Genomic DNA, 24,338 nt, shown 5'->3' on the forward strand with positions numbered 1-24,338 from the left:
TCATGGCGTCGGATCAGGAGAGAGCCCCGAGATACGGGGTACGGGGGGAGCTCCGGTCACCGACGAAAGAGAGAAGACAATGGTCTACATCGAGCGGAACAAGACGGCGGACGCCCTCACATGCTGTTACGCGGCTCTGTGAATCCCGATTCCCGGTTGCGTCCCCAGCTTGATTTGAGGCCATTCCCATGTTCGAACCAGTCATAGCTCCGAGCGGTACCCTGCTCGGGCTCCTCCAGCGGGGCCGTGGCGACGGCACGCTGCACGCACTCGCCGCCCCCCGGGCGGAAGCCCTCGCGGCGCTGAACCAGTGTGTGCTGCACGACCCGCGCCAGGACTGGCAGGTCGAGAACCGCTCGCTGTACTACGCCAGGCTCTACCTGGACCTCGACGGCCCGCTCGGCGAGATCGAGAGCCACCTCTTCTGCACCGACGACCTCTTCGCCGAGGACCTGCCGCAGGACCAGACGGAGGCCCGCACCGGGCTCGCCCTCTCCGTCCTGGGCCACCTCGCCTCGTACGGCCGCGACGACGCGCTGATGCTGCTGCGCCGCTACGCCGCCCACGGGGCGAACTGGGCCTGGGCCCTGGACGAGCTCGCCCTGCGCGACGACGACGCCGGCCTGCGCACCCTCGCCGGACCGGTGCTGTCCCGTTTCCCCGCCACGCCCGAGGGCGAGGCGCGGCTGGCCGCCGCCGTCCGCGACGCGTACGAACCGCGCCCGTGGAGCCTGTGGGAAGCGCTGCCCGAGCACCGTGCCCGGCTGCGCGCCGCCCGCGAGCAGGGCTCCTTCTCCCGCTGGCAGCGCCAGATGACCGCGAACGGCCCGCGCCCCGGCTGGAGCGTGCAGGCCGTGTTCGACTGGGCCGCCGACGGCCTGCGCCGCGGCACCCCCCTGCACGTACCGGCCGCGCGCTGCCTGGCCGCCGTGGCCACCCCCGAGGACCGCCCCCGCATCCTCGCCGCGGCCGCCGGCGCAGCCGGCGAAGCCGCCCGGGCCACCGCCCTGCACCACCTGGTCCTGGCCGAGCCGGAGAACCCGGCCGTCCTCGACCTCATCGAAGCCGCCGACGACGAACCCGCCATCGCCGCTTACCAGCGCATGTGCGGCCCCTCCGCCGTCGCCCGCGCCCGAACCTGGGCCAGCAGGCCCGACGCCCTGGGCGCAGCCGCCGCGGCACTGCTCGCCGCCCACGGCAGCCAGGAGGACGCACCGCTGGTCCTGTCGGCCCTCCGCTCCACCGTCCGCTCCGAGGGCCCGGACGCGGTGGCCCTGTTCGCCCTCGTCGACGGCGCCGGCCGCCTGGCGATCGGCTGCGCGGCACCCGTGCTGCGCCATATCTACCGCGAAACCTCCTCCTCCCACCTGCGAGGACGCGCGGCCCGCGCCCTGGCAACCACGGACCCGAGCTTCGCGGCTGGCTTCGCCGTCGAATGCCTCTGGGACTGCGAGGAGTCCACCCGCGAAGTCGCCGCCCACCATGCCGAAACGGCCGACTCCCGAGTGGCCGACCGCCTCCGCCGCCTCGCGGCGGACCCGGCCGAGGAAGAGGACGTCCAGTCGGCGGTCCGTGACCGGATGGCCCGCGGGGCGGAACCGGCGGTTTAGCGCAGGGGCCGGCGCACCTCCGCTGGGGACCCGCATACGGGCCCGTGACCCCGCCCCACAGGGCCAAGGTCACGGGCCCGTTCTCATGTGGTGGGGCCGGGCCACGGGCTCGCCGCTTTCGCCTGCACGAGGGCTGGGGCCCGCCGGGTGCCGGGTGACTGCTGCGGGGTGACTGCTACGGGGTGACCGCTGCCGGATGCCGACCGACCGTCGCAGGCCACCGGAGCCGGGGCTGAGCCCCATCAGGGGCGCGGGGAACTGCGCGACCGGCCACGGCCGAGCCGCAGGCCGACACATGGGGGCATTGCCCTCCAGGGACCCCGGCGGGGTGCACGTCGCCCGCTTGGCCGGGGCGGGAGCGAGAGGGTCCCGGGGGCTGCCCGTCAGTCCCAGTGTCTTTCCGTGCCGGCCGCCGGCGTCAAGGGCGCGACGTTGTCGCGTCGCCTCCGGCGATGGCCCTTCGGGCCACCCTTGACCCCGACGTCCGTCCCGGAACGACAAGGACTGTCGGGCGGCCCCCGGGGGAACGGCATGGAGGGACCCAAGGGCCAGTCGTCACCGGCTTCGGCGGGCACGAGCAGCGGCTCCGCTCGGCCAGCCGCCCATCCGGGCGGACGCGGAATCGAAGTCGATCAGATCTCAGCACGCCAGCTCGGCCCACGCGCACCAGATCGCTACGCGCTCCTGTCGGATGGCGGGTGCGGGCCGCTGGGGGCTGGGCAGGGGCCGCCTGTGATCGCTACGCGCTTCTGTCGGACGGCGGGTGCAGCCGCTGGGTTGAAGGACGAGGGCGCACCGCCCCCGCCCTGCTCCCTACCACCCCGAACCGCACCGGCGTCCCGGGCAGGACCTGGGCGGCGGCAGGCAGGGCGGATGGCGGGACCACGCCCAGGACCGGGTAGCCGCCCGTGACCGGGTGGTCCGCCAGGAAGACCACCGGCAGGCCGTTCGGCGGCACCTGGACCGCGCCCAGGACCATGCCCTCGCTGGCGAGTTCGCCCGGGCGGGCGCGGACCAGGGGCGGGCCGGACTCGACACGGAGGCCGATGCGGTTCGTCGCGGACGAGACCCGGTACGTTCCGCCGGTCAGGGCGGCTAGCGACTCCGGCGTGAACCAGTCGTCCCGTGGGCCCAGCAGGATCGGCAGGACCAGTTCCTCCGGGGGTGCCGGGAGGGGCAGAGCGTCCGTCGATGCCGCTGGGGGACCGGAGGGGGGTCGCCCGACCGGCAGGACCGCCCCCGCGACGAGGGCCGCCGGGCCCAGCCCCGACAAGAGGTCCGTCGAGCGGCTTCCCAGGACCCGTGGGACCGCGAAGCCGCCTCGGACCGCCACGTAGCTGCGGACTCCCCGGGTCGCCGCTCCCACCTCCAGCACGGCCCCGGCGGGTAGCCGTACCGGCGCGCCCCAAGGTGCCGGGCGCCCCGCCACCCGTACCGGACACGGTGCGCCGGTCACGGCGACGGTCACCGCATCGCGGCCCCGGACCCGCAGGGCGACCCCGTCCAGGGTGGTCTCCAGGGTGGCCGCCTCCACCGGGTTGCCCAGCAGCCGGTTGGCCAGGGCATGGGCCGGTGTGTCCAGTGCACCTGAGCGCGGTACGCCCAGGTGGGCGTGGCCCGCCCGGCCGAGGTCCTGGACCGTGGTCAGCGCCCCGGGGCGGACGACTTCGACTTCGGGCAGCTCCGTGCTCACCCCGCCACCTCCGTGAACCGCACCCGCACCCCCGGCGCGAACAGCGCCGCGGGGTCCCGCCGGGGGTCCCACAGGACCGCGTCCGCGGTGCCGATCAGCTGCCAGCCGCCGGGGGAGGAGCGCGGGTACACACCGGCGTACTCGCCCGCCAGGGCCAGCGAACCGGCCGGCACCGCCGTGCGCGGTGTCGCCCGGCGGGGGACGTGGTACCGCTCGGGCAGACCGGTCAGGTAGCCGAATCCGGGCGCGAAGCCGCAGAACGCCACCCGGAAGCCGGTGCCGCACACGACTTCCGGCACCTCGGCGGGAGCGACTCCCCACAGCGCGGCGACGTCTGTGAGGTCGGGGCCGTCGAAGCGCACCGGGACCGTCACCTCGGGGCCCTCCTGCGCCGTCAGCTCCGGGATCGTCCAGGAGGCGATCCGGGCCGCCACCGCCGGTGCCACGCCGTCGAGCAGGACTGTCCGGGCCGCCGGGACGATGTCCGTCACGTCGCCGAGCTCCTCGCGCCGGCGCAGCAGCTCCGCGTGTACGGCGGCCACCTCTGCCGCCGAATCCAGTTCGAGGAGCACGGCATCGGCCCCCACCGGGAGGACCTTCACGCGGAGTCCTCCGAGCCCACCCGGGAAGCCCCCGCGAACGCCTCCACCGCCACTCCCGCCTCCACCAGCGCCTGCCGGACCCGCATCGCGAGTCCGGCAGCTCCCGGGGTGTCCCCGTGCAGGCACAGCGAGCGTCCCGCACCCGTCCGGACCAGCTCCAGGGCCTGCCGCACCACCGCGTCCGGGTCGTGCAGCACCGCCCCGGGCTCGCCGCGCGGCACCAGGGTGCCCTCGGGGGTGTACGCGCGGTCCGCGAACGCCTCGGGGACGGCCGGCAGGCCGGCCTCGGCGGCAGCGTCCAGCAGCAGCGAGCCCGGCAGGCCCAGGACCGGCAAGGCGGCCCCGCCCGGGCCGACGGCGAGCCGGACGCCCGCGACGACCGCGGCCGCCTGTCCGGCGTCGTGCACCGTCCGGTTGTAGAGCGCGCCGTGCGGCTTCACGTACGACACCCGGGACCCGGCGGCGCGGGCGAAGACCTCCAGGGCGCCGATCTGGTACGCGATCTCGGCGGCCAGCTCGTCCGGCGGGACGTCCATGGAGCGGCGGCCGAAGCCGGCCAGGTCGCGGTAGGAGACCTGGGCGCCGATGCGTACGTTCCGCTCGGCGGCCAGTTCGCAGACCCGGCGCATGATGGACGGGTCGCCGGCGTGGAAGCCGCAGGCCACGTTCGCGCTGGTGACGACCGAGAGCAGGGCCTCGTCGTCGGTGAGCGTCCAGCGGCCGAAACCCTCGCCGAGGTCGGCGTTGAGGTCGATCACGGGCACCGGAGGTGTGATCATGGAAGCCATGCGGTGAGCGTAGAGCAGGCCGCAGCACGAACCCCCGCCCGCCGGGGTGATCGGGCCGAACCGCGCCGTTTGGGTGGTTGTCGGTACGACCGCCTAATCTTTCCGTCGTGACGTTTCCTGCCCCGGCGAAGACCTTCCCGTCCCCGGCCCCGGGCCCGGCCGCCGACGAGGGCCTGGCACGGCGGCTGCGGGCGCTCGCGTGCACGGCCCCGCTGCACGACCTGGACACGCGCAAGGCCAATCTGGCCGGCGAGTACGGGGTCTACGCGATGGCGGAGGTGGCCCTCGCCGCGATCGACCTGGTCACGCTGAACATGGACTTCGACACCGGCGCCGACCACGACCAGATAGTGGCCAGGCTGCTGCCGCGCGTCGCCGCGCAGGCCCCGCAGCGCCCGGCGGCCGAGCACGAGCGGGTCGCCCGCTGGGTGCTGGAGAACCTGATCAACGTCGGAAGCGTGGACCGGGGCTTCCGCGCCGTGTACGGCACCTTCGGCGCCGATGGCAACTACGTCCGCCGCGACTACGACTTCAAGCTCATCGAGGAGGTCCCGGGCTACGGCGGCGCGGTCTACCTGCGCACCACCGACGAGGCCGTCAACGTGCTGGTCGGTGCCCTGGACACCGACGTCACCAGCGCCCAGATCGCCGCCGAGGTCAAGCTGGAGGTGCTGATCAGCCGCGGCCGCCTGGCGGACGCGCAGCTCGCCGCCGAGCAGGCCCGGTACCGGACGGTGCAGTACGCCGAGACCCTCCGCCGCACCCTGGAGGCCACCCGGCGCAACGTCCGCGCGGTGGACTGGCTGCAGGCCGTCCCGGACATGATCGCGGAGGCGCTGGACCACGTGGCCGACCGCTACCGCCACGAGAACGCCATCCTCACCAACATCCGCAAGGCTCGCGACGAGGCGGAGGACCCGGACAACAAGCGGCGGGCCGCCGAACTGGTCGACATCGTCAAGGACTGCATCCGCCGCCACACCCAGCTGCAGTCCCGGCTGCTGGAGGCCGGCCCGCTGTTCCGTGCCGAGCAGGACCGCCAGGCGTTCGCCCCGCCCGCGCCGCGCTCCGGCATCGACCTGTACGGGCAGCTCGTGGCCCCCCTCCTGCCCCTGCCGCTGGAGCAGGCCACCCGGGTCACCGACGCCTTCTTCGCGGCCGGCACCGGTCTGCGCACGCCCGTCTCCGTGCGGGTCGCCGACCTCGTCGAGATCCTGCTCACCCCGCCGCTGGAGCGGGAGCACCTCGGCGCCGAGATGCCGGAGCCCGACCTCATCGCCACCCCGGACGACAGCCGGTTCAGCGAGGAGCAGCTCGCCTCCGCCATGGAACTGCTCGACCTGCCGCACGACGCGCCGCGCCGGCTCTCCGGCCTGCTCGCCGAGGCCCGGCTGCGGGACCCGGACCTGCCGTACCTGGTGGCCCTGCTCGCCGTGCACGCGGCGAGCCCGGCCGTGGGCACGGCGTACCGCCAGGGCGAGGAGCGGCTGCTGTTCGCGGTGGACGACGGCACGGTGCTGGAGGACCCGGAGTTCGGCGGCGCCGACCTGATCGTGGGTACGGCCCTCCTCGACGCGGCGGGCATGGCCGCGGACCGCACGGAGGCGGCATGACCGCCACGCCGAAGCGCACCACACAGCACCACACAGCACAGCACACCACCGTCAAGGAGCCCCAGCCGTGAGCGAGACCCACGCCGAGTACCCCGCGTGGAGCGAGCCCGACGCGCAGTCGGCCCCGGCTCCGGCTCAGACCCCGGCCGGCGCACACGTGACCCCCGCCGACGCCGCGGACGCGGCCCGGCTGGTCGCGTACGGCCTGCAGCCCAAACTCCTCCCGGCCCGGGACGCCGAATACGCCGAACTCCTGCGCCGCTACCGCGAGGCCCCCGCCTTCGCCCGGCTGGCCGACGCCGTGGCCACCGGGCTCGGCCTGGTCGTGCTGGAGGTCTCCCCGCGGGCCGGCATGGCCGTCGCCGCCGGCGAGGACTCCGTCTTCGCCGTCCGGATGGGTGACTACGCCCGTCGCACCTCCGCCGACGGCGGCGACCGCTTCCTGCACGGCCTCGCCCACCTCGCCGTCGCCGCCCTGGCCTTCCCCCGGCCCGAGGACCTGGCCGACGACGGCTACATCGGCCGGATCACCGTCAACGGCGTCGACGCCTTCGTCCGGCAGGCCTGCCGCCGCCTGGAGGAGCGCGCCGAGGAACTCGGCGAGAACACCGACCCGGAGACCGGCACCCCCGGCCTGGAGGCCGCCTGGCGGGTCTACGCCCGCCGCAGCGCCACCGGCGCCACCAAGGACGCCCGCCGCCTGGCCGGCTCCACCACCGGCATCGTCGGCAAGGCCGTCGCCTTCCTCACCGACTCCGGCTTCCTGCAGCGCACCGGGGACGACGCGGGCGGCGCCTACCGCACCACCCCGCGCTACCAGCTGCAGGTACGCGACATGGCGGGCAGTGCCGCGATGGCCGAGCTCCTCGAACTCGGCGTGGTGGCCGTCAGCGACGGCTCCGCGAGCCTGCTGCCGCCTCCCGAGGGCGAGGACCTGGACCTGGTGGCCGAGGCCGGCCTCCCGTTCCACGCCTGACCCGCAGCCGCCGCGCACAGCACACCCCGCACAGCACACCCCGCACACGCACGAACCCCAACGAGAGCCCGCCGCCATGTACGAGCTGTCCCGGATCCGCCTCTACTCCATCGGTCCCGCCGGTGCGCGCTACGCCGACACCGTGCTCGACCTGCGCGGGGTCGGCGCGCCGGTGCCCCATCCGGCACCCATGCAGGCGGAGTTCTTCGAGGAGGAGCCCGCCGGCCCGCCGCGCCGTCCGGCTCCGGCCGGCGTGCTGTTCCTGGAGAACGGCGGCGGCAAGTCCGTGCTCCTCAAGCTGATCTTCTCGGTGATGCTGCCCGGCCACCGCAACACCCTCGGCGGCGCCAGCTCCGGCGTGCTCCGCAAGTTCCTGCTCGCCGACGACTGCGGTCACGTTGCCCTGGAGTGGCAGCACACCCAGACCGGCGAGTGCGTGGTCGTCGGCAAGGTCAGCGAGTGGCGCGGCCGCCAGGTCTCCAGCGACCCGCGGAAGTTCGCCGAGGCCTGGTACTCCTTCCGGCCCGGCCCCGGCCTCAGCCTGGACTCCCTCCCGGTGGCCGAGTCCACCGTGGTCCGCCCGCCCGTCGAGGGCGCCTCCGGCGCGCAGGGCCGGCGCCGCACCATGAAGGGCTTCCGCGACGCGATCACCGAGGCGGGCAAGGCGTACCCGCACCTGGAGGTCTGCTGGGAGGAGATCCACGACCGCTGGAACGAGCACCTCGGCGAGCTGGGCCTGGACCCCGAGCTCTTCCGCTACCAGCGGGAGATGAACGCCGACGAGGGCGAGGCGGCCGGCCTGTTCGCGGTGAAGAAGGACTCCGACTTCACCGACCTGCTGCTGCGCGCCGTCACCGACACCCGGGACACCGACGGCCTCGCCGACCTCGTCCACGGTTTCGGCAACAAGCTGGGCCGGCGCGCCGAGCTGATGGCCGAACGGGACTTCACGGCCGGCTCGGTGGACCTGCTGACCCGCATCGTGGAGGCGGCGCAGACCCGCGCCAGGGCCCGCGACGTACACGCCGGCGCCGAACGCCGGACCCGCACCCTGGCCCGCCGGCTGTCCGCCCGCGCCGTCGAGGAGCGGGCCCGCGCCGCCGACCTCGCCCAGCGGGTGACCGCCGCCGCCCACGAGGTCACCGCGGCCGAGGCCTCCCGTGACCGGAGCGCCGCCATCGCCGCCGAACTCGCCTACCGGCACGCCTCGCTGGCGCTCACGGTGGCGGAGAAGGCGGCCGCGGCGCAGCGCCGCGAACTCCTGGAGGCCCGCACCCTCCACTCCGCCTGGCAGGCCGCCGAATCGGTGCTCCGCCACCGGGCCGCCGCCGACCGCTCGGCCCGGGTCGCCGCCGCCATCCGCGAGGCCGAGCGGGACGCCGCGCCCGCACTGGCCGCCAGGGCCACTGCCGCCGCCGCACTCGTACGGGCCCTGCACACGGCCGCCGAGGGCGGCGAACGCCTCGCCAACGAGGAGGAGGAGCGCTCAGCCGCCCTTCAGGACGCCGCCGAGACCGCGCACCGCGACGCCACCGCCGCCGCGACCGCGGCCCAGCGCGCCCGCAGCGAGTCCGAGCACCTGCGGGCCCGGCTGGCCGAGGTCGAGCAGGAGACCGCAGAGGCCGTCCGGGCCGGCTGGCTGGAGGACTCCGCCCCCGACGCAGACCCGGCCCGGGCCGCGCTCGCCGCCAGCGACGCCGAGAAGACCGCCGTCGCCGCCTGGGACGAGGCTCGGGAGGCCGCCCGTACGGCCGCCGAGGCCGCCCGCGAGGCCGCCGCCGCCGAGGCGCGTGCCGAGCTGACCGCGGCCCGCGCCGCCGACGCGGCCGCCGCCGCGGAGAACGCGCACGCGGCGGAGCTCCGTACGGCCGCCTCCCTCGCGGAGTCCCCGCGCCTGGCCGACCTCCTCGGTCTTCCGGGCGTCCCGGAGCCCACGGCGGTCCCGCGCCCGCGCACCGCCGCGGACGCGGAGACGGACGCGGGCGCGGACGCGAGGGACGACCGGGCGACCGGCGCCGGCGCAGGGGCCGAGGCCGGCGCACTGACCGCCGACGACCTCGACCGCAACGCCGACGACCTGCGCGAACTGCTCGACACCCAGGTCGCCTCCGCCGAACGCCAGCTGTTCGACCTGCGCACGGCCGCCGCCGACGACGCCCGCATCCTCGGCGCGCTCGGCGACGGCGGGCTGCTGCCGCCCGGCCCCGACGTGCTCGCCACCGTCGAGTACCTCGCCGAGCACGGCATCCCCGCCCTGCCCGGCTGGCGCTACCTCGCCCAGTCCGTCGACCCCGCCGACCACGCGGCCGTGCTCGCCGCCCGCCCCGAACTCGTCGACGGCGTGGTCATCACCGACCCCGACACCCACGCCCGCGCCCGCGAGGTGCTCGGCGCCGCCGCGCTGCTGCCCCGTTCCGCCGTGGCCGTCGGCACCGCCGCGGCCCTGCTGGCCCCCGTACCGCCGGCGGGCCCCGACGCCGACACGGGCGTCTCCAGCATCTTCATCGTTTCCCCGAACCCGGCCATGCACGACGAGCACGCCGCCGACGAGGAGCGCCGGGCGCTCCGCACCCGCGCCGGCGAACGGGACGCCGACATCCGGGCGCTCGCCGCCCGTCTCGCCGGCGACCGCGAACTCGCCGCCCGGCTCGCCTCCTGGCGCACCGGCTGCCCGGCCGGCCGGCTCACCGAGCTCGCCGAACACGCCGCCGCCGCCCGCGCGTTCGCAGAGGAATCCGAGGCGGAGCTCGCGGAGGCCCGCACCGTCCGCGCCGAGGCCGAGGAGGCCTCCGCCGACGCCACCCGGGTCCGCGACGAGCGCCAGGAGACCGCCCAGCGCGCCCGCCGGGCCGCCGACGCCCTCGCCGGGCTCGCGTTCCGCCTCCGCGAGCGGGCCGGCTGGCAGGCCAGGGTCCGTGAACTCGCCGACGACGCCGCCGAGTCCGAGGCACGGGCCGAGGTCTGTCTGGACCGTGCCCGGGCCGCCGACGAGGACCGCCGCGCCGCCCAGCGGGCCGCGGACGACGCCCGCCGCACCGCCCGCGCGCTGCGCGCCGAGCGGGCCGAGATCGCGGGCGCCCCCGAGACCCTGCCGGACGAGGACGAAGGCACCGCCAGGGTCCCGCTGCCCGACCTCCGCGAGGCCTACCGGGCCGCCTCCCAGCTGTACGAGAAGGTGGGCGTCGGCGCCGACCTGCGCGCCGAGCAGGCCCGCGCGGAGAGCGACGAGAGCGCCGCCCTGGCCGAACTCGACCGCCTCACCAACAAGGTCCGCACCCGCGCCGCCCAGCTCCTGGAGAGCCCCGACGGGGCCGACGGCCCGTCCCGGCAGGCCGCCGCGGCCCGCGCCGAGTCCCTCGTCCAGATGCTGGAGTCCCGCGCCAACACCGCGAGCGAGCAGCTGGGCCGGCTGCGCGGAGAAGCGGAGCGCCATGCTCCGGCGGACGGCGAGGCCCACGCCGAACTCCCCGCGGAACTCGTCCCCGAGGACGTCGACCGGGCCCAGGCCCTGCTGCGTTCCTCCACCGCCCAGCTCGCCGCGCACACCGCCGCGGTGGAGACGGCCCGCGCCGCCCACGGCGAGCTGCTGCGGGCCCACCGCACCGCCGAGGACGGCGCCGGCGGCTTCGACGAGACCGCGGCCCTGCTCCGCGACCTGCTCCGGGACAACGCGCAGCACGAGGACGACGAGCAGGACCACACCCCGTACCCCGGCGCGCTGGAGGAGGCGCGGCAGTCCGCCGCCGAGACCCGCCGGTCCCTGCGCGGCTGCTCCGGCGACCTGTCCGCAGCCGAGGCCGCGGTCCGCGAGGCGAGCGACGTCCTCGTCCGGCACGCCAACGCGACCCGGTACGAGCAGGTACGGACTCCCGCGCGCCAGCAGATCCGGGAGCTGCCCGCCTCGGCGCTGCCCGAGCACGCGGCCGCCTGGGCGGCGGCGTTCGCGCCCCGGCTGCGCGTCCTCACCGACGAACTGGCACAGCTGGAGCGAAACCGGGACAGCATCGTGGACCGGCTCCGCGGCCTGGTGGAGTCCGCGCTGGCCACCCTGCGCTCCGCCCAGCGGCTCTCCCAGCTGCCGGAGGGCCTGGGGGAGTGGTCGGGGCAGGAGTTCCTCCGGATCCGTTTCGAGGAGCCGGACCAGGCCACCCTCACCGAGCGGCTCGGCGAGGTCATCGACGAGGCCACCCGCTCCGCGGTCAAGCGGAACGCCTCCTTCGGCGAGGGCCGCCGGGACGGCATGTCCCTGCTCCTGCGCGGGGTCCAGGCGGCCCTGGAACCGCGCGGCATCTCCGTGGAGATCCTCAAGCCGGACGCCGTACTGCGCGCCGAGCGGGTCCCGGTCGGCCAGATGGGCGACGTCTTCTCCGGCGGCCAGCTCCTCACCGCCGCGATCGCCCTGTACTGCACGATGGCGGCGTTGCGCAGCAACGACCGGGGCCGGGACCGGCACCGCCACGCGGGCACGCTGTTCCTCGACAACCCGATCGGCCGGGCCAACGCCACGTACCTGCTGGAACTCCAGCGGGCCGTGTCCGACGCGCTGGGCGTGCAGCTGCTCTACACCACCGGCCTGTTCGACACCACGGCCCTGGCGGAGTTCCCGCTGGTCATCCGGCTCCGCAACGACGCGGACCTGCGGGCGGGCCTGAAGTACATCAGCGTGGAGGAGCACCTGCGCCCGGGTCTGCCCCAGCAGGCACCGGAGGGCGAGACCATCCACGGCGAGATCACCGCCACCCGGATGTTCCGCCGCAACCAGTCCGTTCCCGCGGAGGCGTGACCCGGGCCTGACGCCCGAAGGGACAAGGAGCGCCCGATCCGGAAGGTCTCTTCCCGACGCACTCCGCCACCGCGCCGGGACCGCCTCGCTCCGCACTGCCGCACAGGTGCAGTGCGTGCCCGCACCGGGGTAGGACGGCCTGCCCACACCGGGGCAGGACAGCTGGGAGGCGGCGGGAGGGGGTCGGGGGTGGAGGCTGGGGTGTCCGGGACACTCAAGCGTGATGTGTGGCGCGCCCCCCGCCCGGCAACCGGATCCCGCTCAGCGCGCCGTAAATCATGCCGTCCCGGGCACCCCAGCCGGAGCCCCCGGCCCCCGCACCCGAAGCCGCGCAAACCCCGGCCCCCGGCCCGGCGGCCATGGTGCCCGGACCTGAAGCCCCCAGACCCCAAACCGACCCACCCCCACGCGCCGTGCCGCGCCTCGACGGCACCCCACGACACGGCGGGCGCCCCGGCGGGCCGGTCAGGCCCGGCGGAGCGGCCTCGGCTGCCCGGCCCCGGCCTCGTAGGCCGTCCGAGGCCCGGCTGCGGCCTCGTAGGTCCGCTGTCCCGTCCCGCCGCCGGAGGCCGTCGCCGGCCGCCGTCCCCGTGCCGTGCTGCTCGGCTGCGAGACCACGCCGTGCCGCTGGCGCCACGCCTGCCGGGTGATCCACACGTCGAGCACCCCCCAGGTCGACACGATGATCCCGGCGACCGAGCAGAGGACCATCGGGAAGGCGAGCCAGGACCCGGTCAGGGTCAGGAAGAAGGTGACCGTGGACAGGGTGACCGTCACGGACGCGATCAGCACCGCCCGCACGGCGGCCGTCCGCACGGGGTCCGGCATCCTGTACCGCCGTGCGGGCTCCTCCACCCACAGACCTCGCCTGATCGGCTCTCCGGGGTATTCGCTGACCATGCTCCGCCCACTCCCCACGACGACCTCGCGGCTCCGCCACAACCCTTCCCACCGCCGGTCACCGTCAAAGACGTACGAAAGGCCCGCAGGATTCCCGAAATGCCGTCCGGACTTCCCGCGGACGGCCCACCGGACCGCCCCGACCCTCGCGGAACGAATAATTCCAGCCATCCATCAGGGTACGGGAGCCGACGCCTCACGAAGTGTCATGTGCCACATATCGGGCCGCAGGTGACGGGAAGTATGGGACAACTCGTGATCTTCGTGCGGCCGTCCGGCCGAAAACGTCCGGACGCGCCTTCGAAGGCACCCGGCGGCAGTAGTAGGCTCACGCCGTTTGATTGACGGAACACCGACCCCCAGCAGCGGGGTTGAGCTCGGGGAGGCTGTGGGGCCCATGCGCTTTCGCGGGAAGTCCATCCGCCGGAAGATCGTGGCGCTGCTCCTCGTGCCGCTCGTCTCGCTGACCGCGCTCTGGGGCTTCGCCACGGTTCTGACCGGCCGTCAGGCCGTCCAGCTCCTGGGCGTAGCCGACGTGATCAACAAGGTCGGCTATCCCGTCGAGGACGTCGTCCGGGTCATCCAGAAGGAGCGCCGCCAGAGCCTCGTGCTGCTCGGCGACCCGCGCGCCGCCTCCTCCGCCGCCGAACTCGCCGGCCGGCGCACCGCCACCGACGCGGCCATCCGCGAGTTCACCGAGAACGCCACCGACCCCGACGTCTCCGAGGAACTCAGCCCGGCGAACAAGCGCCACCTGGACTCCATCATCGAGGCGTTCGGCGGCCTCGCCACCCTGCGCGCCAACGTCGACCGGACCGCCCTCGACCCCGACCAGGCCCTGGAGCTGTACAACCGGCTCGTCGACCCCTGCTACGACTTCCTGATGAACCTCCACACCCTGGAGGACGTCGAGATGGACAAGCAGGGCCGCGCCCTCGTCGGCATCACCCGCGCCCGGGAGGCCCTCTCCCGCGAGGACGCCGTCATCGCCTCCGCGTTCGCCGCCAAGCGGTTCACCGCCGAGGACGCCCGCGCCGTCTCCGACGAGATCGCCCGCCGCGGCCTGCTCTACGAGTTCAACCTGGCCATCCTCCCCGGCACCGAGCGCGAGCGCTTCGAGCGCTACTGGGGCGGCACCGAGACCAGCGCACTGCGCGTGGCCGAGGCCCGCATCGTGGCCAACGGCGAGGCCAAGAACCCGCGCACGCCCACCGCCGCCCAGTGGGACGAGGCGGCCGCACGGGCCCTGGACGCCCTCGCCGTCATGGGCACCGCCGCGGGCGACCGCTACAAGGAGCGCGTCGAGCCCGTCGCCATGGACGTCCTGGTCGAGGCGGCCGTCGCCGGCATCCTCGGCTTCGTCGCCCTGATCCTCTCCCTCGTGCTCTCCGTCCGCATCGGCCGTGAACTGATCCGCGACCTCTCCCGGCTCCGCAAGGAGGCCCACGAGGCCTCCGGCGTCCGGCTGCCGAGCGTGATGCGGCGGCTCGCCGCCGGCGAGCCGGTGGACGTCGAGACCGAGGCCCCGCGACTGGAGTACGAGAAGGACGAGGTCGGCCAGGTCGGCCAGGCCCTCAACACCCTCCAGCGCGCGGCCGTCGAGGCCGCCGTCAAGCAGGCGGAGCTGCGCCGCGGGGTTTCCGAGGTGTTCGTCAACCTCGCCCGCCGCAACCAGGTGCTGCTGCACCGCCAGCTCACGCTGCTCGACACCATGGAACGGCGCACCGAGGACACCGAGGAGCTCGCCGACCTCTTCCGCCTCGACCACATGACCACCCGCATGCGCCGGCACGCCGAGGGCCTGGTGATCCTCTCCGGCGCGGCCCCGTCCCGCCAGTGGCGCAAGCCGGTCCAGCTCATGGACGTCGTACGGGCGGCCGTCGCCGAGGTCGAGGACTACGAGCGGATCGAGGTCCGGCGGCTGCCCCGGCTCGGTATCTCCGGCCCCGCCGTCGCCGACACCACCCACCTCATCGCCGAACTCCTGGAGAACGCGACGGTGTTCTCGCCCCCGCACACCGCCGTCGCGGTGCACGGCGAGCGGGTCGCCAACGGCTTCACCCTGGAGATCCACGACCGCGGCCTCGGCATGACCCCGGAGGCCCTGCTCGACGCCAACCTCCGGATCGCCGAGTCCCCCGAGTTCGACCTCTCCGACACCGACCGCCTCGGCCTGTTCGTGGTCAGCCGGCTCGCCCGGCGGCACGGCATCAAGGTCTCCCTGCAGCCCAGCCCGTACGGCGGCACCACCGCGGTGGTGTTCCTGCCGGCCGCGCTGCTCACCGACGCGCCGGACACCAACGGCACCGGCCTCCGGCTGGACCGGACCGCGAAGGCCGCGATCACGGGCGGCCCGGCGGGCGGCACCGGCCGGGCGCCCCTGGGCGTGGGCCGCGGAAACGATACGGCCTCCAGGCGCCCCGTTCCGGCCGCCGTCCTGGACGGGCCCGTGGAGCTGGAGGCCCCGCTCGGCGTGCTCGGCCTCAACGAGGCGGGGGCGCTCGACGAGATACCCGGAATCGTCCCCGCCCACCCGGCCATCGCCACCCTGGACGACGAGACCCCGCCGAGCGGCATCCCGCGCAGCACCCTGCTGGGCCACCGCTCGCCCGAACGCTCCCTGCAGCCCGCCCCCGCCCGCGGCACCGAGCGCGAACAGCTCCCGCCGACGGGGCCGGTCCGGCTGGAGAGCGCCCGGCTGGAAGCCCCCCGGGGCGACGCGCCGCGCACGGCCTCCGGGGCCGTACCGCTGCCGCGGCGGCGCCGTACGCCGACCCTCGTCGCCGAGCACGGCCGCCGGGTCGACGGCCGGCCGGCCGTCTCGGTGGTCAAGCAGACGGGCCCCCCGGCGGACGTGGGCCGGGCCGCGGGCACGCCGCCCATGAGTCCGGCCCCGGACCCGGTGCCGGCACCCGTGGCGGCTCCGGTGGCGGCACCCGTGGCGGAGCGCGGAACGGCCCCGGGGAAGCCCTCCGGAGGACTGCCCCGCCGTGTCCGCCAGGCCAGCCTGGCGCCCCAGCTGAAGAACACCCCGGCGGCGGCCCGGACGGAGACGACCGCGGCTCCGCTCGTCGACCGCGACGCCGAGGACGTACGAACCCGCATGTCCGCACTCCAGCGGGGCTGGACGGCGGGCCGCACCAAGCACGCAGAGCAGCAGTCCGAGACCGCGGCCGGCACCGCAGCCGCGAACGGTCCCGAGAACGAGAACGAGGGGGACGACCGATGACCGCACCGCAGACCGCAGGCCACGACAGCCGGGGCCGGGGTCCCGGCCACCTGAACTGGCTCCTGGACGAACTGGTCGACCGGGTCGGCAGCATCCGCAAGGCGGTGGTCCTCTCCGGCGACGGGCTGCCCACCGGCAGCTCCAAGGAGCTCACCCGGGAGGACAGCGAGCACCTGGCCGCCGTGGCCTCCGGCTTCCACAGCCTGGCCAAGGGGGTCGGCCGCCACTTCGAGTCGGGCAGCGTGCGCCAGACCATGGTCGAGCTCGACGAGGCGTTCCTCTTCGTGATGGCCGCCGGTGACGGCAGCTGCCTGGCCGTGCTGGCCGACGCGGACTCCGACGTCGGTCAGGTCGCCTACGAGATGACCCTGATGGTCAAGCGCGTGGGCGACCACCTGGCGACCGCCCCGCGTTCCGGGCAGGCATCGGCAGGGTGAAGTCGGACGGCATGAGCGATTCGAGCCGGCTGCCCGCCCACCCCTCCGACACCTCCCACGGCGCGGACGCCGCCGACAGCGTGACCTCCGACGTCGGCCCGGCCGCCGGGACGGCCGCCGGGGGACCGGCTTCCACGGCGGTGGCGACCGGCGGCCCGGTGCCCGAGGGTCCGGCGTCCGAGGGCCTCGCTGCCGAGGGCCCGGTGTCCGGCGGCCCACGGGCCCGCGCCGCCGTGCCGGAGGCCGCCGTCGCGGTGGACGAGAGCCCCGCCGGGCACGCCCACTGGTTCGACGACGACGCCGGCCCGGTGGTCCGTCCGTACGCGATGACCCGCGGCCGGACCAGCCACGCCGAGCAGCACCGGCTGGACCTCATCGCGCTCGTCGTCGCCGAACCCGCGGCCGACGACCCCGTATGGGACCTCACCCTGTCCCCGGAACACGCGCACATCCTCGAGCTGTGCCGGGAGCGGCCCCAGTCGGTCGCCGAACTCGCGGCGGAACTCGACCTTCCCATCGGGGTGGTCAGGGTGTTGATCGGTGACCTCGTCGACGACGAGCTGGTCCACGTGACCCGGCCGGTCCCACCCGCCGAACTCCCGGACGAATCCATTCTGCGTGAGGTGATCGATGGCCTTCGGGCGCTCTAGCCGCGCCAACGGCATGTACGCGGTGCCGCCGGTCGAACCGCTGACCCTGAAGATCCTGGTCGCGGGCGGCTTCGGGGTCGGCAAGACCACGCTGGTCAGCGCGGTCAGCGAGATCAGACCGCTGCGCACGGAGGAGACCCTCTCCGAGCCGGGACGGGGCATCGACGACACCGCGGGGGTGGAAGCCAAGAGCACCACCACGGTGGCCATGGACTTCGGCCGCATCACCCTGCGCGAGGACCTCGTCCTGTACCTGTTCGGGACACCCGGACAGGACCGGTTCTGGTTCCTGTGGGACGAGCTCGCCCAGGGTGCGCTCGGCGCGGTGGTGCTCGCCGACACCCGCCGGCTGGAGGACTGCTTCGCGGCGGTCGACTACTTCGAGCGGCGCGGGATCCCGTTCCTGGTGGCGGTCAACTGCTTCGATGGAGCCGACCACCACCCGGCCGACACCATCCGGGAGGCCCTGGACCTGGACCCGGAGGTGCGGGTGCTGCTCTGCGACGCCCGCGACCGCGAGTCGGTCAAGGAGGTGCTGGTCGGCGTGGTCGAGCACGCCAGGTCCGTGGTCCGCGCCCGCCGCCGGCCGGCCCGGACCTAGGGGGTGTCTCGCCGATCACGCCGGGCTCGCGGCGTCTGGCACCGCGCCTCGCCGCGTTGTCCTCAGTCGCCGATGCTCCGCATCGGCTTCCTCGTCCGCCTTGCGATGCACGGCGCCAGACGCCGCGAGCTGATCCGGCCTGATCGACAAGACACCCCCTAGGCAGCCGGAACCCGCGTGGAGGCGGCCCGTACCCCCGCCGACTGGGGTACGGGCCGCAGCTCTCGTGGCGGGACTGTGGAGGCAGTGTGAACCTGCCGCAGGGGCGCGTCAAGCACTCGGACAACACGGCCTGTTCAGGTCGTACGGGACACCGCACGACCACGACCACGACCACGCTCACGACCACGCCCGGCGGCTCAGCGGACCGCGATCACCGCCGAACCGTGCCCGAACAGCCCCTGGTTCGCGGCGATCCCGGCGCGAGCCCCCGGAACCTGCCGCTCCGCGGCCGTCCCGCGCAGCTGCCGGGTCAGCTCGCACACCTGGGCGATGGCCTGCGCGGGCACCGCCTCCCCGAACGAGGCCAGTCCGCCACTGGCGTTGACCGGGATCCGGCCGCCGAGGGCCGACGCCCCTTCCCGCACCAGCTTGGCCCCTTCGCCCGCGCCGCACAGCCCGATGTCCTCGTACCACTCCAGCTCCAGCGCGGTGGACAGGTCGTACACCTCGGCGAGCGACAGGTCCTCCGGGCCGAGCCCGGCCTCCTCGTAGGCGGCGCGCGCGATCGACGCCCGGTACGAACCGCCGGCCGGGTCGACCGCCACCGCCGAGTCCGTCGCGATGTCCGGCAGGTCCAGCACCGTCCGCGGGTACGTGGGCGTGACCGTGGACACCGCCCGGATCCGCACCGGGTCGGCCACCCCGCGCGAGCGTGCGAAGTCCAGGCTGCACAGCACCAGCGCGGCCGCCCCGTCGGAGGTCGCGCAGATGTCCAGGAGCCGCAGCGGATCGGCGACCACCGCGGAGGCCGCCACCTCCTCGGCGGTCACCGCCTTGCGGTACCGGGCCAGCGGGTTGAGGGCCCCGGCGGCCGCGTTCTTCACCTTCACCAGGGCGAAGTCCTCCTGGGTGTCCCCGTACACCGCCATCCGGCGCCGCGCGAACAGCCCGAAGTACGCCGGGTTGGTCGCCCCCAGCACCCGGAACCGCAGCCAGTCGGGGTCGTCGGGCCGGTCCCCGCCGGCCGGTGCGAAGAACCCCTTGGGTGCCGCGTCCGCCCCCACCACCAGCACCACGTCGGCCAGCCCGGCCAGGATCTGTGCCCGGGCCGTGCCGATCGCCTGCGCGCCCGAGGCGCAGGCGGCGTAGACGCTGGTCACCCGCGCGCCCTGCCAGCCGAGGGCCTGTGCGAAGGTCGCCCCGGCCACGTACCCCGGATACCCGGACCGGACGGTGTCGGCCCCGACGATCGAGCCGACGTCGCTCCACTCCAGCCCGGCGTCGGCGAGCGCGGCACGCGCCGCGACCGTCCCGTAGGTGACGAAACTCCGCCCCCACTTGCCCCACGGGTGCATGCCGGCGCCGAGCACCGCGACATCCGTGCCCGCCCCGCTCATGCCCCCACCTCCACGGGCCGGAAGTGCCAGGTCGTCCACAGGGTTCCGGTGTCAGCGTCCTCGTTGAGCACCCCGGGCACCACCTCCACCTCCATGCCGACCGCGAGGTCCGCGACGGTCACGCCGGGCGCCGCCTGCCCCAGCACCACCATCCGCTCGGCCGCCAGCTCCACCGCGACCAGGGCGTACGGCTCCCAGGGCGCGTCGGGGTCGGAGACGTACGGGGCCGGCGGCCGGTACCGGCCGTCGGTGTAGGACCAGACCCGGCCCCGCCGGGAGAGCGGCACCTCGGCCAGGTCACCGCCCCCGCAGGCGGGGTTCCGGCAGAAGGAGTCCTCCCGGGGGAAGAACACCGAACCACAGGCGGAGCAGCGGGTCCCGAGCAGACGGAACTCGCCGCCGGGCCCGTCCTCCGTGAACCACCCGCCGACGACGGGTGTGCGCGCGTGTTCCAAAGCCCCTCCCTGAAACCAACCGAATCTGACGACCAATCAGATAATCGGTTCCAGTCTGGCACGGGAGGCACACCCCGTCACCGGTTGTCGGCGAGCCACTTCTCCGCGATCGCGGCCAGCTCGGCGTCCCGCCCGGCCAGCATCATCCGGATCATCGCCGCGTCACCACGCAGCGACCAGGCCGGATGCCCGAAGGTCGCCGGGTTGTTCCCCTCGATCAGGAAGTGCGCCGGCCAGGCCGTCCCGTACCCGATGACCGGCAGCGCTGCCAGGTACCGCTTCCGGCCGCGCGCCAGCCCGTACGCCGCCACGGCGAGTCCGGTCAGCGTCCCCGCGAGGTGCACCCAGCGGGTCGCGGCCCGCGAGTGCATCGCCACGTAGTAGGGCCAGAACTCCTCGTACGAACCGAACTCCTGAGTCGTCATGCGGGGCACGCTACTCAGGGGCGCACCGCAGCGGAACGCACGGGGAAGTCGAAGTACCGCTCCGGATAGGGCTCGTCGGACAGCCGGAAGTGCCACCACTCCTCGGGCAGGTTCTCGAACCCCTCCCGTTCCAGCACCTCCCGCAACAGCTGCCGCCGCGCCAGGACCGCCCCGCCGACCCGCGGATCATCGGTGTGCGACAGTGGGTCGAAGAAGTCGAACGGCGTCCCCATGTCCAACGCCCGCCCGTCCGGGCCGGTCAGCGTGAGGTCCAGCGCACTCCCGCGGGTGTGTCCCGACCGGGCGGCGATGTACCCCTCCGCCACCAGCCGCGCCTTGTCCACCCGGGGGTGGTGGCGGGCACGCACCACCGGATCCGCGGGTTCCGACGTCCACTCCACGAACCGGTCCACCGCCCGCTGCGGCCGGTAACAGTCGTACACCTTCAGCGAGTAGCCCCGCCGCAGCAGCCCGCGCTGCGCGCGCCGCAGCGCCTCGGCCGCCGGCCGGGTCAGCAGGCACACCGGCTCCTCGTAGCCCGGCACCACCGCACCGGTGAAGTTCCGCTCCGTGGCGTACCGCATGTCCTGCCGGACACTCGGATCCACCTCGCGCAGCGCCACGAACCCACCCGGGGGCGGCACCGGCTCGACAGAAGGCCCCGGGAGCACTCCGAGCACCGCCAACACCACGCACACCACAGCCGACTTCACCCCCCTCACCTACCATGACGCCATGCCCACACCGGTGAAGGACTCACACTGCTCCTCCTGCGGAAACCCGTTCGACGACGCCGGCTGGCCCCGCACCTGCGCCGCCTGCGGCACCACGGCCTACCGCAACCCGCTCCCCGTCGCGGTCACCCTCCTGCCGGTCGAGGACACCGCCGGCACCGGCCTGGTCGTCATCACCCGCACCATCGAACCCGCCCTCGGCGGCATCGCCCTCCCCGGCGGGTTCATCGACTTCGGCGAGGACTGGCGCGAGGCCGTGGTCCGCGAACTCCGCGAGGAAACCGGCATCGAGGCCAAGGCATCCGAGGTCACCCTCGCCGACGCCCTGAGCTCCCCCTTCGGCCACCTCCTGCTCTTCGGCCTCCTCCCCACCCGCCGCGCCGAGGAACTGCCGCCCTCGGTCCCCACCCCCGAAACCACCGGCTGGCACCTCCTCCACACCCCGCGGGAACTCGCCTTCCCCCTCCACACCCAGGCCGCCGCGTCCTGGTTCGCGGGCCGCTACGCCTGACGCGGCGCAGGGACCACACGACCACACGAGCACGCGCGGGATCCCCGGGGGGCGTGACGGGGGAGGGGGCGCGGCCGGGAGCGCCCGACCGCGCCCGCCGCCCTACAGCCCCCGCACCGTCACCCCCGCCTGGACCGGCGTGCCGTCGTCCAGGACGACCCGCACCACGTCCCCCTCCCACCGCACCGTGAACCGCTCGGTCTCCCCGCCGTCCGAGATCCGCACCCCGCCCCCCGTACGCCCCCGTGCCGGCGCCCACACCTCAAGGCCCCCCACCACCGGCACCACCGCTCCCGCCCGCGCCAGCACCGGCACCCGCGCCGGCGGCGCGTCCAGCAGCACCTGCCCCGGCCCGTCGTACGCCGCCCCCGTCGCCGTGTCGTACCACCGCCCCCGCGGCAGCCGCACCGCCCGCCGGTCCGCCCCCGGCTCCAGCACCGGCGCCACCAGCAGCGCGTCCCCCAGCAGGAAGGCGTCCTCGCAGTCCCGCAGCGCCCGCTCCTCCGGCGCGCCCCACCACACCGGCCGCACGTACGGAGCCCCCGTCCGCCGCGCCAGATGCGCCAGCGTCACGAAGTACGGGCGCAGCCGCTCCCGCTCCGCCAGCGCGGCCCGCGCCACCTCCAGCACCTCCGGCCCGAACTCCCACGGCTCCCGCCGCCCCGCCCAGATCGCCGCGTGCGTACGGAACAACGGCATCCACGAGCCCAGCTGGAACCACCGCGCGAACAGCTCCGGCGACGGCGACCCGCCGAAACCCCCCACGTCCGGCCCCGAGTACGGCACCCCGCACAGGCCCAGCCCCAGCACCAGCGCCAGCGACGCCCGCAGCCCGTCCCAGCTCGATTCCACGTCCCCCGACCAGGTGCCCCCGTACCGCTGCATCCCCGCCCACCCCGACCGGGAGAACAGGAACGGCCGCTCCTCCGGCCGTAGCCTGACCAGGCCCTCCCACCCGGCCTGCGCCATGCCCAGCGCGTACACGTTGTGCGCCGCCCGGTGGTCCCCGCCCGCACCGTCCAGCACGTGCCGGGCCGACCTCGGCAGCGTCGCGTCCCCGAAGGGCGCGAACGACACCGGCTCGTTCATGTCGTGCCACACCCCGGCGAAGCCGTTCTTCAGCCGCTCCTCGTACAGCCCGCCCCACCACTCCCGCACCAGCGGATCGGTGAAGTCCGGGTACACGCACTCACCCGGCCACACCTCCCCCCGCACCTCCTCACCGGCCGGGTCCCGTACGAAGGCCCCCGCCGGGCCCACCTCCCGCCCCGCCTCGTACACCGAACCCGGCACCCCCGGCTCCGCCTTGACCGCCGGATCCACGATCGACACCAGCCGGGTCCCGTCCGCGGCCAGCTCCCGCGCCAGCCCCGACAGGTCCGGGAACGCCTCCCGGTCCACCGTGAACACCCGGTGCCCGTCGTAGTGGTCGATGTCCAGGTGCACGGCCGCCAGCGGCAGCCCCCGCTCCCGGTACCCGCCCACGATCCGCCGCACCTCCGCGGCGCTCCCGAAACCCCACCGCGCGTGCTGGTGGCCCAGCGCCCACTCGGGCGGCACCGCCGCCCCGCCGGTCAGTCCCGACCAGCCCTGCAGCACCCGGGACGGCGTCCCCACCAGCACCCAGCAGCGCAGCGGCCCGCCCGTCATGCGCAGCTCGCTCACCCCCGGCCGGTCCGCGCCCGAGCCCGCGCCCTCCTCGCCCTCCCGCAGCACCACCCGGCCGTCCCACGGGTCGTCGTAGAACACCAGGTGCGTTCCCGCGTCCGCCACCACCAGCTGCACCGGCATGGTGATGTACAGCGGATCGTCACCCGGTCCGAAGCCGCCGTGCGGATCGGTGTTCCACAGCCGGTACTCCCCGTCCCGCAGCCGCGGACCCGCCGCCCGCCCGCCGAGACCAAAGAACCGCGCGTCGGCCGGTACCTCGGACCGCAGCAGCCAGCGCGCCGCCCCGCTGCCCGCGTCCCCGCGCCGGGCGCCCCCGCGGCGCGCGGACGGCCGCGCGGTGGCGGCTCCGCCCGCCCGGCCGCCTGCCTCCGGCGTGCCGTCGCCGCCGTCGCCGTCGCCGTCGCGCGCCGCGCCCGCCTCCGCCGCGCCGGTTCCCGCGGTGCCGTGCCGCGCCGCGCCCGCCTCAGCGGTGCCCTCCGCCGGTACGCCGTCAGCGGTGTCCGACACACCGCCGGCACCTCCCGCCGGCCCCGCCCCGCCGTCCGCCCGCGCCGCCACCGCATCCGCCGGCGCCCCGCCCACCGGCTCCCACCACCGCGGCGGCAGCTCCCGCCGCAGTACCGTCCCGCCCGGCGTCCGCACCTCCACCGCACCGTGCCGGGACACCGCCACCGTCACCCGCTCCGACACCACCCGCCAGCCGCCGCCGGTGTCCGGCTCCAGCACGGCCCGCCCGTCCGGCTCCGGCCCGGTGCCCTGGACGGCGTACGAGGGCAGCGGCCCCGCCCCGTCCCAGCCCCAGAACACCGCACCGCCCGCCGTCACCCGCACCAGCAGCTCCGAGCGGGCGAACCGCAGCACGCCCCCGCCCGGCAGCGGCTCCGCCCCCACCAGCGTCCCCGGCACCCGCGCCCGCTCCGGCCCGCGCGGCGGGAACGCGGCCGCGTCCGCCCGCCGGTGCCGCAGCGCGGCCCGCCACGCCCGCCGCCCCCGCGCCGTACCGATGTCCTTCACCGCGCGGACCAGATCCCGGCGCAGCTCCCGCCCCAGTTCACGACCCATGTCACGACCCCGACCGTCCATGCGCACACCCTGCCACCG

18 protein-coding genes are annotated in these 24,338 nt (G+C 75.3%); 9 read left to right on the top strand and 9 right to left on the bottom strand.

What is annotated here, in order from left to right; genetic code table 11:
* Nucleotides 1–188: 188 nt before the first annotated feature.
* Nucleotides 189–1,610 carry a HEAT repeat domain-containing protein gene (locus tag ACGFQ9_RS32020; RefSeq protein WP_393578700.1) on the top strand — a complete coding sequence of 474 codons (1,422 nt, stop codon included), beginning with the start codon at nt 189–191 and terminating at the stop codon, nt 1,608–1,610.
* Nucleotides 1,611–2,349: 739 nt separating this feature from the next.
* On the opposite strand, the gene ACGFQ9_RS32025 is transcribed toward ACGFQ9_RS32020, so the two are convergent.
* The 3 genes from ACGFQ9_RS32025 to ACGFQ9_RS32035 are packed head-to-tail and all read right to left on the bottom strand — an operon-like array spanning nt 2,350 to nt 4,663.
* A complete protein-coding gene (locus ACGFQ9_RS32025; protein ID WP_393578701.1) occupies nt 2,350–3,303 on the bottom strand; it encodes a biotin-dependent carboxyltransferase family protein in 954 nt (317 codons plus the stop codon).
* Nucleotides 3,300–3,905 carry an allophanate hydrolase subunit 1 gene (locus ACGFQ9_RS32030; protein WP_393578703.1) on the bottom strand — a complete coding sequence of 202 codons (606 nt, stop codon included), beginning with the start codon at nt 3,903–3,905 and terminating at the stop codon, nt 3,300–3,302. Before ACGFQ9_RS32030 ends, ACGFQ9_RS32025 begins: the two co-directional genes overlap by 4 nt.
* Nucleotides 3,902–4,663: a LamB/YcsF family protein gene (locus tag ACGFQ9_RS32035; RefSeq protein WP_393578743.1), complete on the bottom strand. Its 762-nt coding sequence runs from the start codon at nt 4,661–4,663 to the stop codon at nt 3,902–3,904. The genes ACGFQ9_RS32030 and ACGFQ9_RS32035 overlap by 4 nt, the downstream gene beginning before the upstream one ends.
* Nucleotides 4,664–4,800: 137 nt before the next feature.
* Here ACGFQ9_RS32035 and ACGFQ9_RS32040 point away from each other — a divergent pair, with 137 nt between their 5' ends.
* The 3 genes from ACGFQ9_RS32040 to ACGFQ9_RS32050 all read left to right on the top strand — a co-directional run bounded on the left by ACGFQ9_RS32040 (nt 4,801) and on the right by ACGFQ9_RS32050 (nt 12,065).
* Nucleotides 4,801–6,306: a hypothetical protein gene (locus tag ACGFQ9_RS32040; protein ID WP_393578705.1), complete on the top strand. Its 1,506-nt coding sequence runs from the start codon at nt 4,801–4,803 to the stop codon at nt 6,304–6,306.
* A gap of 67 nt (nt 6,307–6,373) precedes the next feature.
* Nucleotides 6,374–7,282: a hypothetical protein gene (locus ACGFQ9_RS32045; RefSeq protein ID WP_393578707.1), complete on the top strand. Its 909-nt coding sequence runs from the start codon at nt 6,374–6,376 to the stop codon at nt 7,280–7,282.
* A gap of 76 nt (nt 7,283–7,358) precedes the next feature.
* The gene (locus tag ACGFQ9_RS32050) at nt 7,359–12,065 is read left to right on the top strand and encodes a hypothetical protein (RefSeq protein WP_393578709.1); all 4,707 of its coding nucleotides are present in this window, start codon (nt 7,359–7,361) and stop codon (nt 12,063–12,065) included.
* Nucleotides 12,066–12,530: 465 nt separating this feature from the next.
* Here ACGFQ9_RS32050 and ACGFQ9_RS32055 read toward each other — a convergent pair whose 3' ends face one another.
* A complete protein-coding gene (locus ACGFQ9_RS32055) occupies nt 12,531–12,881 on the bottom strand; it encodes a hypothetical protein (RefSeq protein ID WP_393578711.1) in 351 nt (116 codons plus the stop codon).
* A 481-nt stretch (nt 12,882–13,362) separates the two neighbouring features.
* Here ACGFQ9_RS32055 and ACGFQ9_RS32060 point away from each other — a divergent pair, with 481 nt between their 5' ends.
* The 4 genes from ACGFQ9_RS32060 (at nt 13,363) to ACGFQ9_RS32075 (ending at nt 17,882) form a co-directional block, all read left to right on the top strand.
* Entirely contained in the window at nt 13,363–16,194 is a 2,832-nt protein-coding gene (locus ACGFQ9_RS32060; RefSeq protein ID WP_393578712.1) for a nitrate- and nitrite sensing domain-containing protein, read from the top strand.
* Nucleotides 16,191–16,631: a roadblock/LC7 domain-containing protein gene (locus ACGFQ9_RS32065; RefSeq protein ID WP_393578714.1), complete on the top strand. Its 441-nt coding sequence runs from the start codon at nt 16,191–16,193 to the stop codon at nt 16,629–16,631. The genes ACGFQ9_RS32060 and ACGFQ9_RS32065 overlap by 4 nt, the downstream gene beginning before the upstream one ends.
* Nucleotides 16,632–16,864: 233 nt before the next feature.
* Nucleotides 16,865–17,281, top strand: coding sequence for a DUF742 domain-containing protein (locus ACGFQ9_RS32070; RefSeq protein WP_393578745.1), 417 nt, complete (start codon nt 16,865–16,867; stop codon nt 17,279–17,281).
* Entirely contained in the window at nt 17,262–17,882 is a 621-nt protein-coding gene (locus ACGFQ9_RS32075) for an ATP/GTP-binding protein (RefSeq protein WP_393578715.1), read from the top strand. Before ACGFQ9_RS32070 ends, ACGFQ9_RS32075 begins: the two co-directional genes overlap by 20 nt.
* A 359-nt stretch (nt 17,883–18,241) precedes the next feature.
* Here the strand turns inward: ACGFQ9_RS32075 and ACGFQ9_RS32080 are convergent, their stop codons facing one another.
* From ACGFQ9_RS32080 to ACGFQ9_RS32095, 4 genes are all read right to left on the bottom strand, one after another.
* Entirely contained in the window at nt 18,242–19,441 is a 1,200-nt protein-coding gene (locus tag ACGFQ9_RS32080; RefSeq protein WP_393578717.1) for a lipid-transfer protein, read from the bottom strand.
* On the bottom strand, nt 19,438–19,896 hold the full coding sequence (locus ACGFQ9_RS32085) for a Zn-ribbon domain-containing OB-fold protein (protein WP_393578718.1): 459 nt from the start codon (nt 19,894–19,896) through the stop codon (nt 19,438–19,440). The genes ACGFQ9_RS32080 and ACGFQ9_RS32085 overlap by 4 nt, the downstream gene beginning before the upstream one ends.
* A 77-nt stretch (nt 19,897–19,973) precedes the next feature.
* On the bottom strand, nt 19,974–20,321 hold the full coding sequence (locus ACGFQ9_RS32090) for an Mpo1-like protein (RefSeq protein WP_393578720.1): 348 nt from the start codon (nt 20,319–20,321) through the stop codon (nt 19,974–19,976).
* A 14-nt stretch (nt 20,322–20,335) separates the two neighbouring features.
* Nucleotides 20,336–21,043, bottom strand: a complete 708-nt coding sequence (locus ACGFQ9_RS32095; RefSeq protein WP_393578722.1) for a M15 family metallopeptidase — start codon at nt 21,041–21,043, stop codon at nt 20,336–20,338.
* A 13-nt stretch (nt 21,044–21,056) separates the two neighbouring features.
* On the opposite strand from ACGFQ9_RS32095, the gene ACGFQ9_RS32100 reads away from it, so the two are divergent.
* On the top strand, nt 21,057–21,566 hold the full coding sequence (locus tag ACGFQ9_RS32100; protein WP_393578723.1) for an NUDIX domain-containing protein: 510 nt from the start codon (nt 21,057–21,059) through the stop codon (nt 21,564–21,566).
* A 102-nt stretch (nt 21,567–21,668) separates the two neighbouring features.
* On the opposite strand, the gene ACGFQ9_RS32105 is transcribed toward ACGFQ9_RS32100, so the two are convergent.
* On the bottom strand, nt 21,669–24,299 hold the full coding sequence (locus tag ACGFQ9_RS32105) for a TIM-barrel domain-containing protein (RefSeq protein WP_393578725.1): 2,631 nt from the start codon (nt 24,297–24,299) through the stop codon (nt 21,669–21,671).
* Nucleotides 24,300–24,338: the final 39 nt, after the last annotated feature.

The organism is Streptomyces sp. NPDC048603 (genome assembly GCF_043199475.1).
Taxonomy (GTDB): domain Bacteria; phylum Actinomycetota; class Actinomycetes; order Streptomycetales; family Streptomycetaceae; genus Streptomyces.

What these genes read in the sequence shown, in the direction of transcription:
- ACGFQ9_RS32020 (WP_393578700.1), top strand. Translation starts at nt 189, where the DNA reads ATGTTCGAACCAGTCATAGCTCCGAGCGGTACCCTGCTCGGGCTCCTC.
- ACGFQ9_RS32050 (WP_393578709.1), top strand. Translation starts at nt 7,359, where the DNA reads ATGTACGAGCTGTCCCGGATCCGCCTCTACTCCATCGGTCCCGCCGGT.
- ACGFQ9_RS32060 (WP_393578712.1), top strand. Translation starts at nt 13,363, where the DNA reads ATGCGCTTTCGCGGGAAGTCCATCCGCCGGAAGATCGTGGCGCTGCTC.
- ACGFQ9_RS32065 (WP_393578714.1), top strand. Translation starts at nt 16,191, where the DNA reads ATGACCGCACCGCAGACCGCAGGCCACGACAGCCGGGGCCGGGGTCCC.
- ACGFQ9_RS32075 (WP_393578715.1), top strand. Translation starts at nt 17,262, where the DNA reads ATGGCCTTCGGGCGCTCTAGCCGCGCCAACGGCATGTACGCGGTGCCG.
- ACGFQ9_RS32080 (WP_393578717.1), bottom strand. Translation starts at nt 19,441, where the DNA reads ATGAGCGGGGCGGGCACGGATGTCGCGGTGCTCGGCGCCGGCATGCAC.
- ACGFQ9_RS32090 (WP_393578720.1), bottom strand. Translation starts at nt 20,321, where the DNA reads ATGACGACTCAGGAGTTCGGTTCGTACGAGGAGTTCTGGCCCTACTAC.
- ACGFQ9_RS32100 (WP_393578723.1), top strand. Translation starts at nt 21,057, where the DNA reads ATGCCCACACCGGTGAAGGACTCACACTGCTCCTCCTGCGGAAACCCG.
- ACGFQ9_RS32105 (WP_393578725.1), bottom strand. Translation starts at nt 24,299, where the DNA reads ATGGGTCGTGAACTGGGGCGGGAGCTGCGCCGGGATCTGGTCCGCGCG.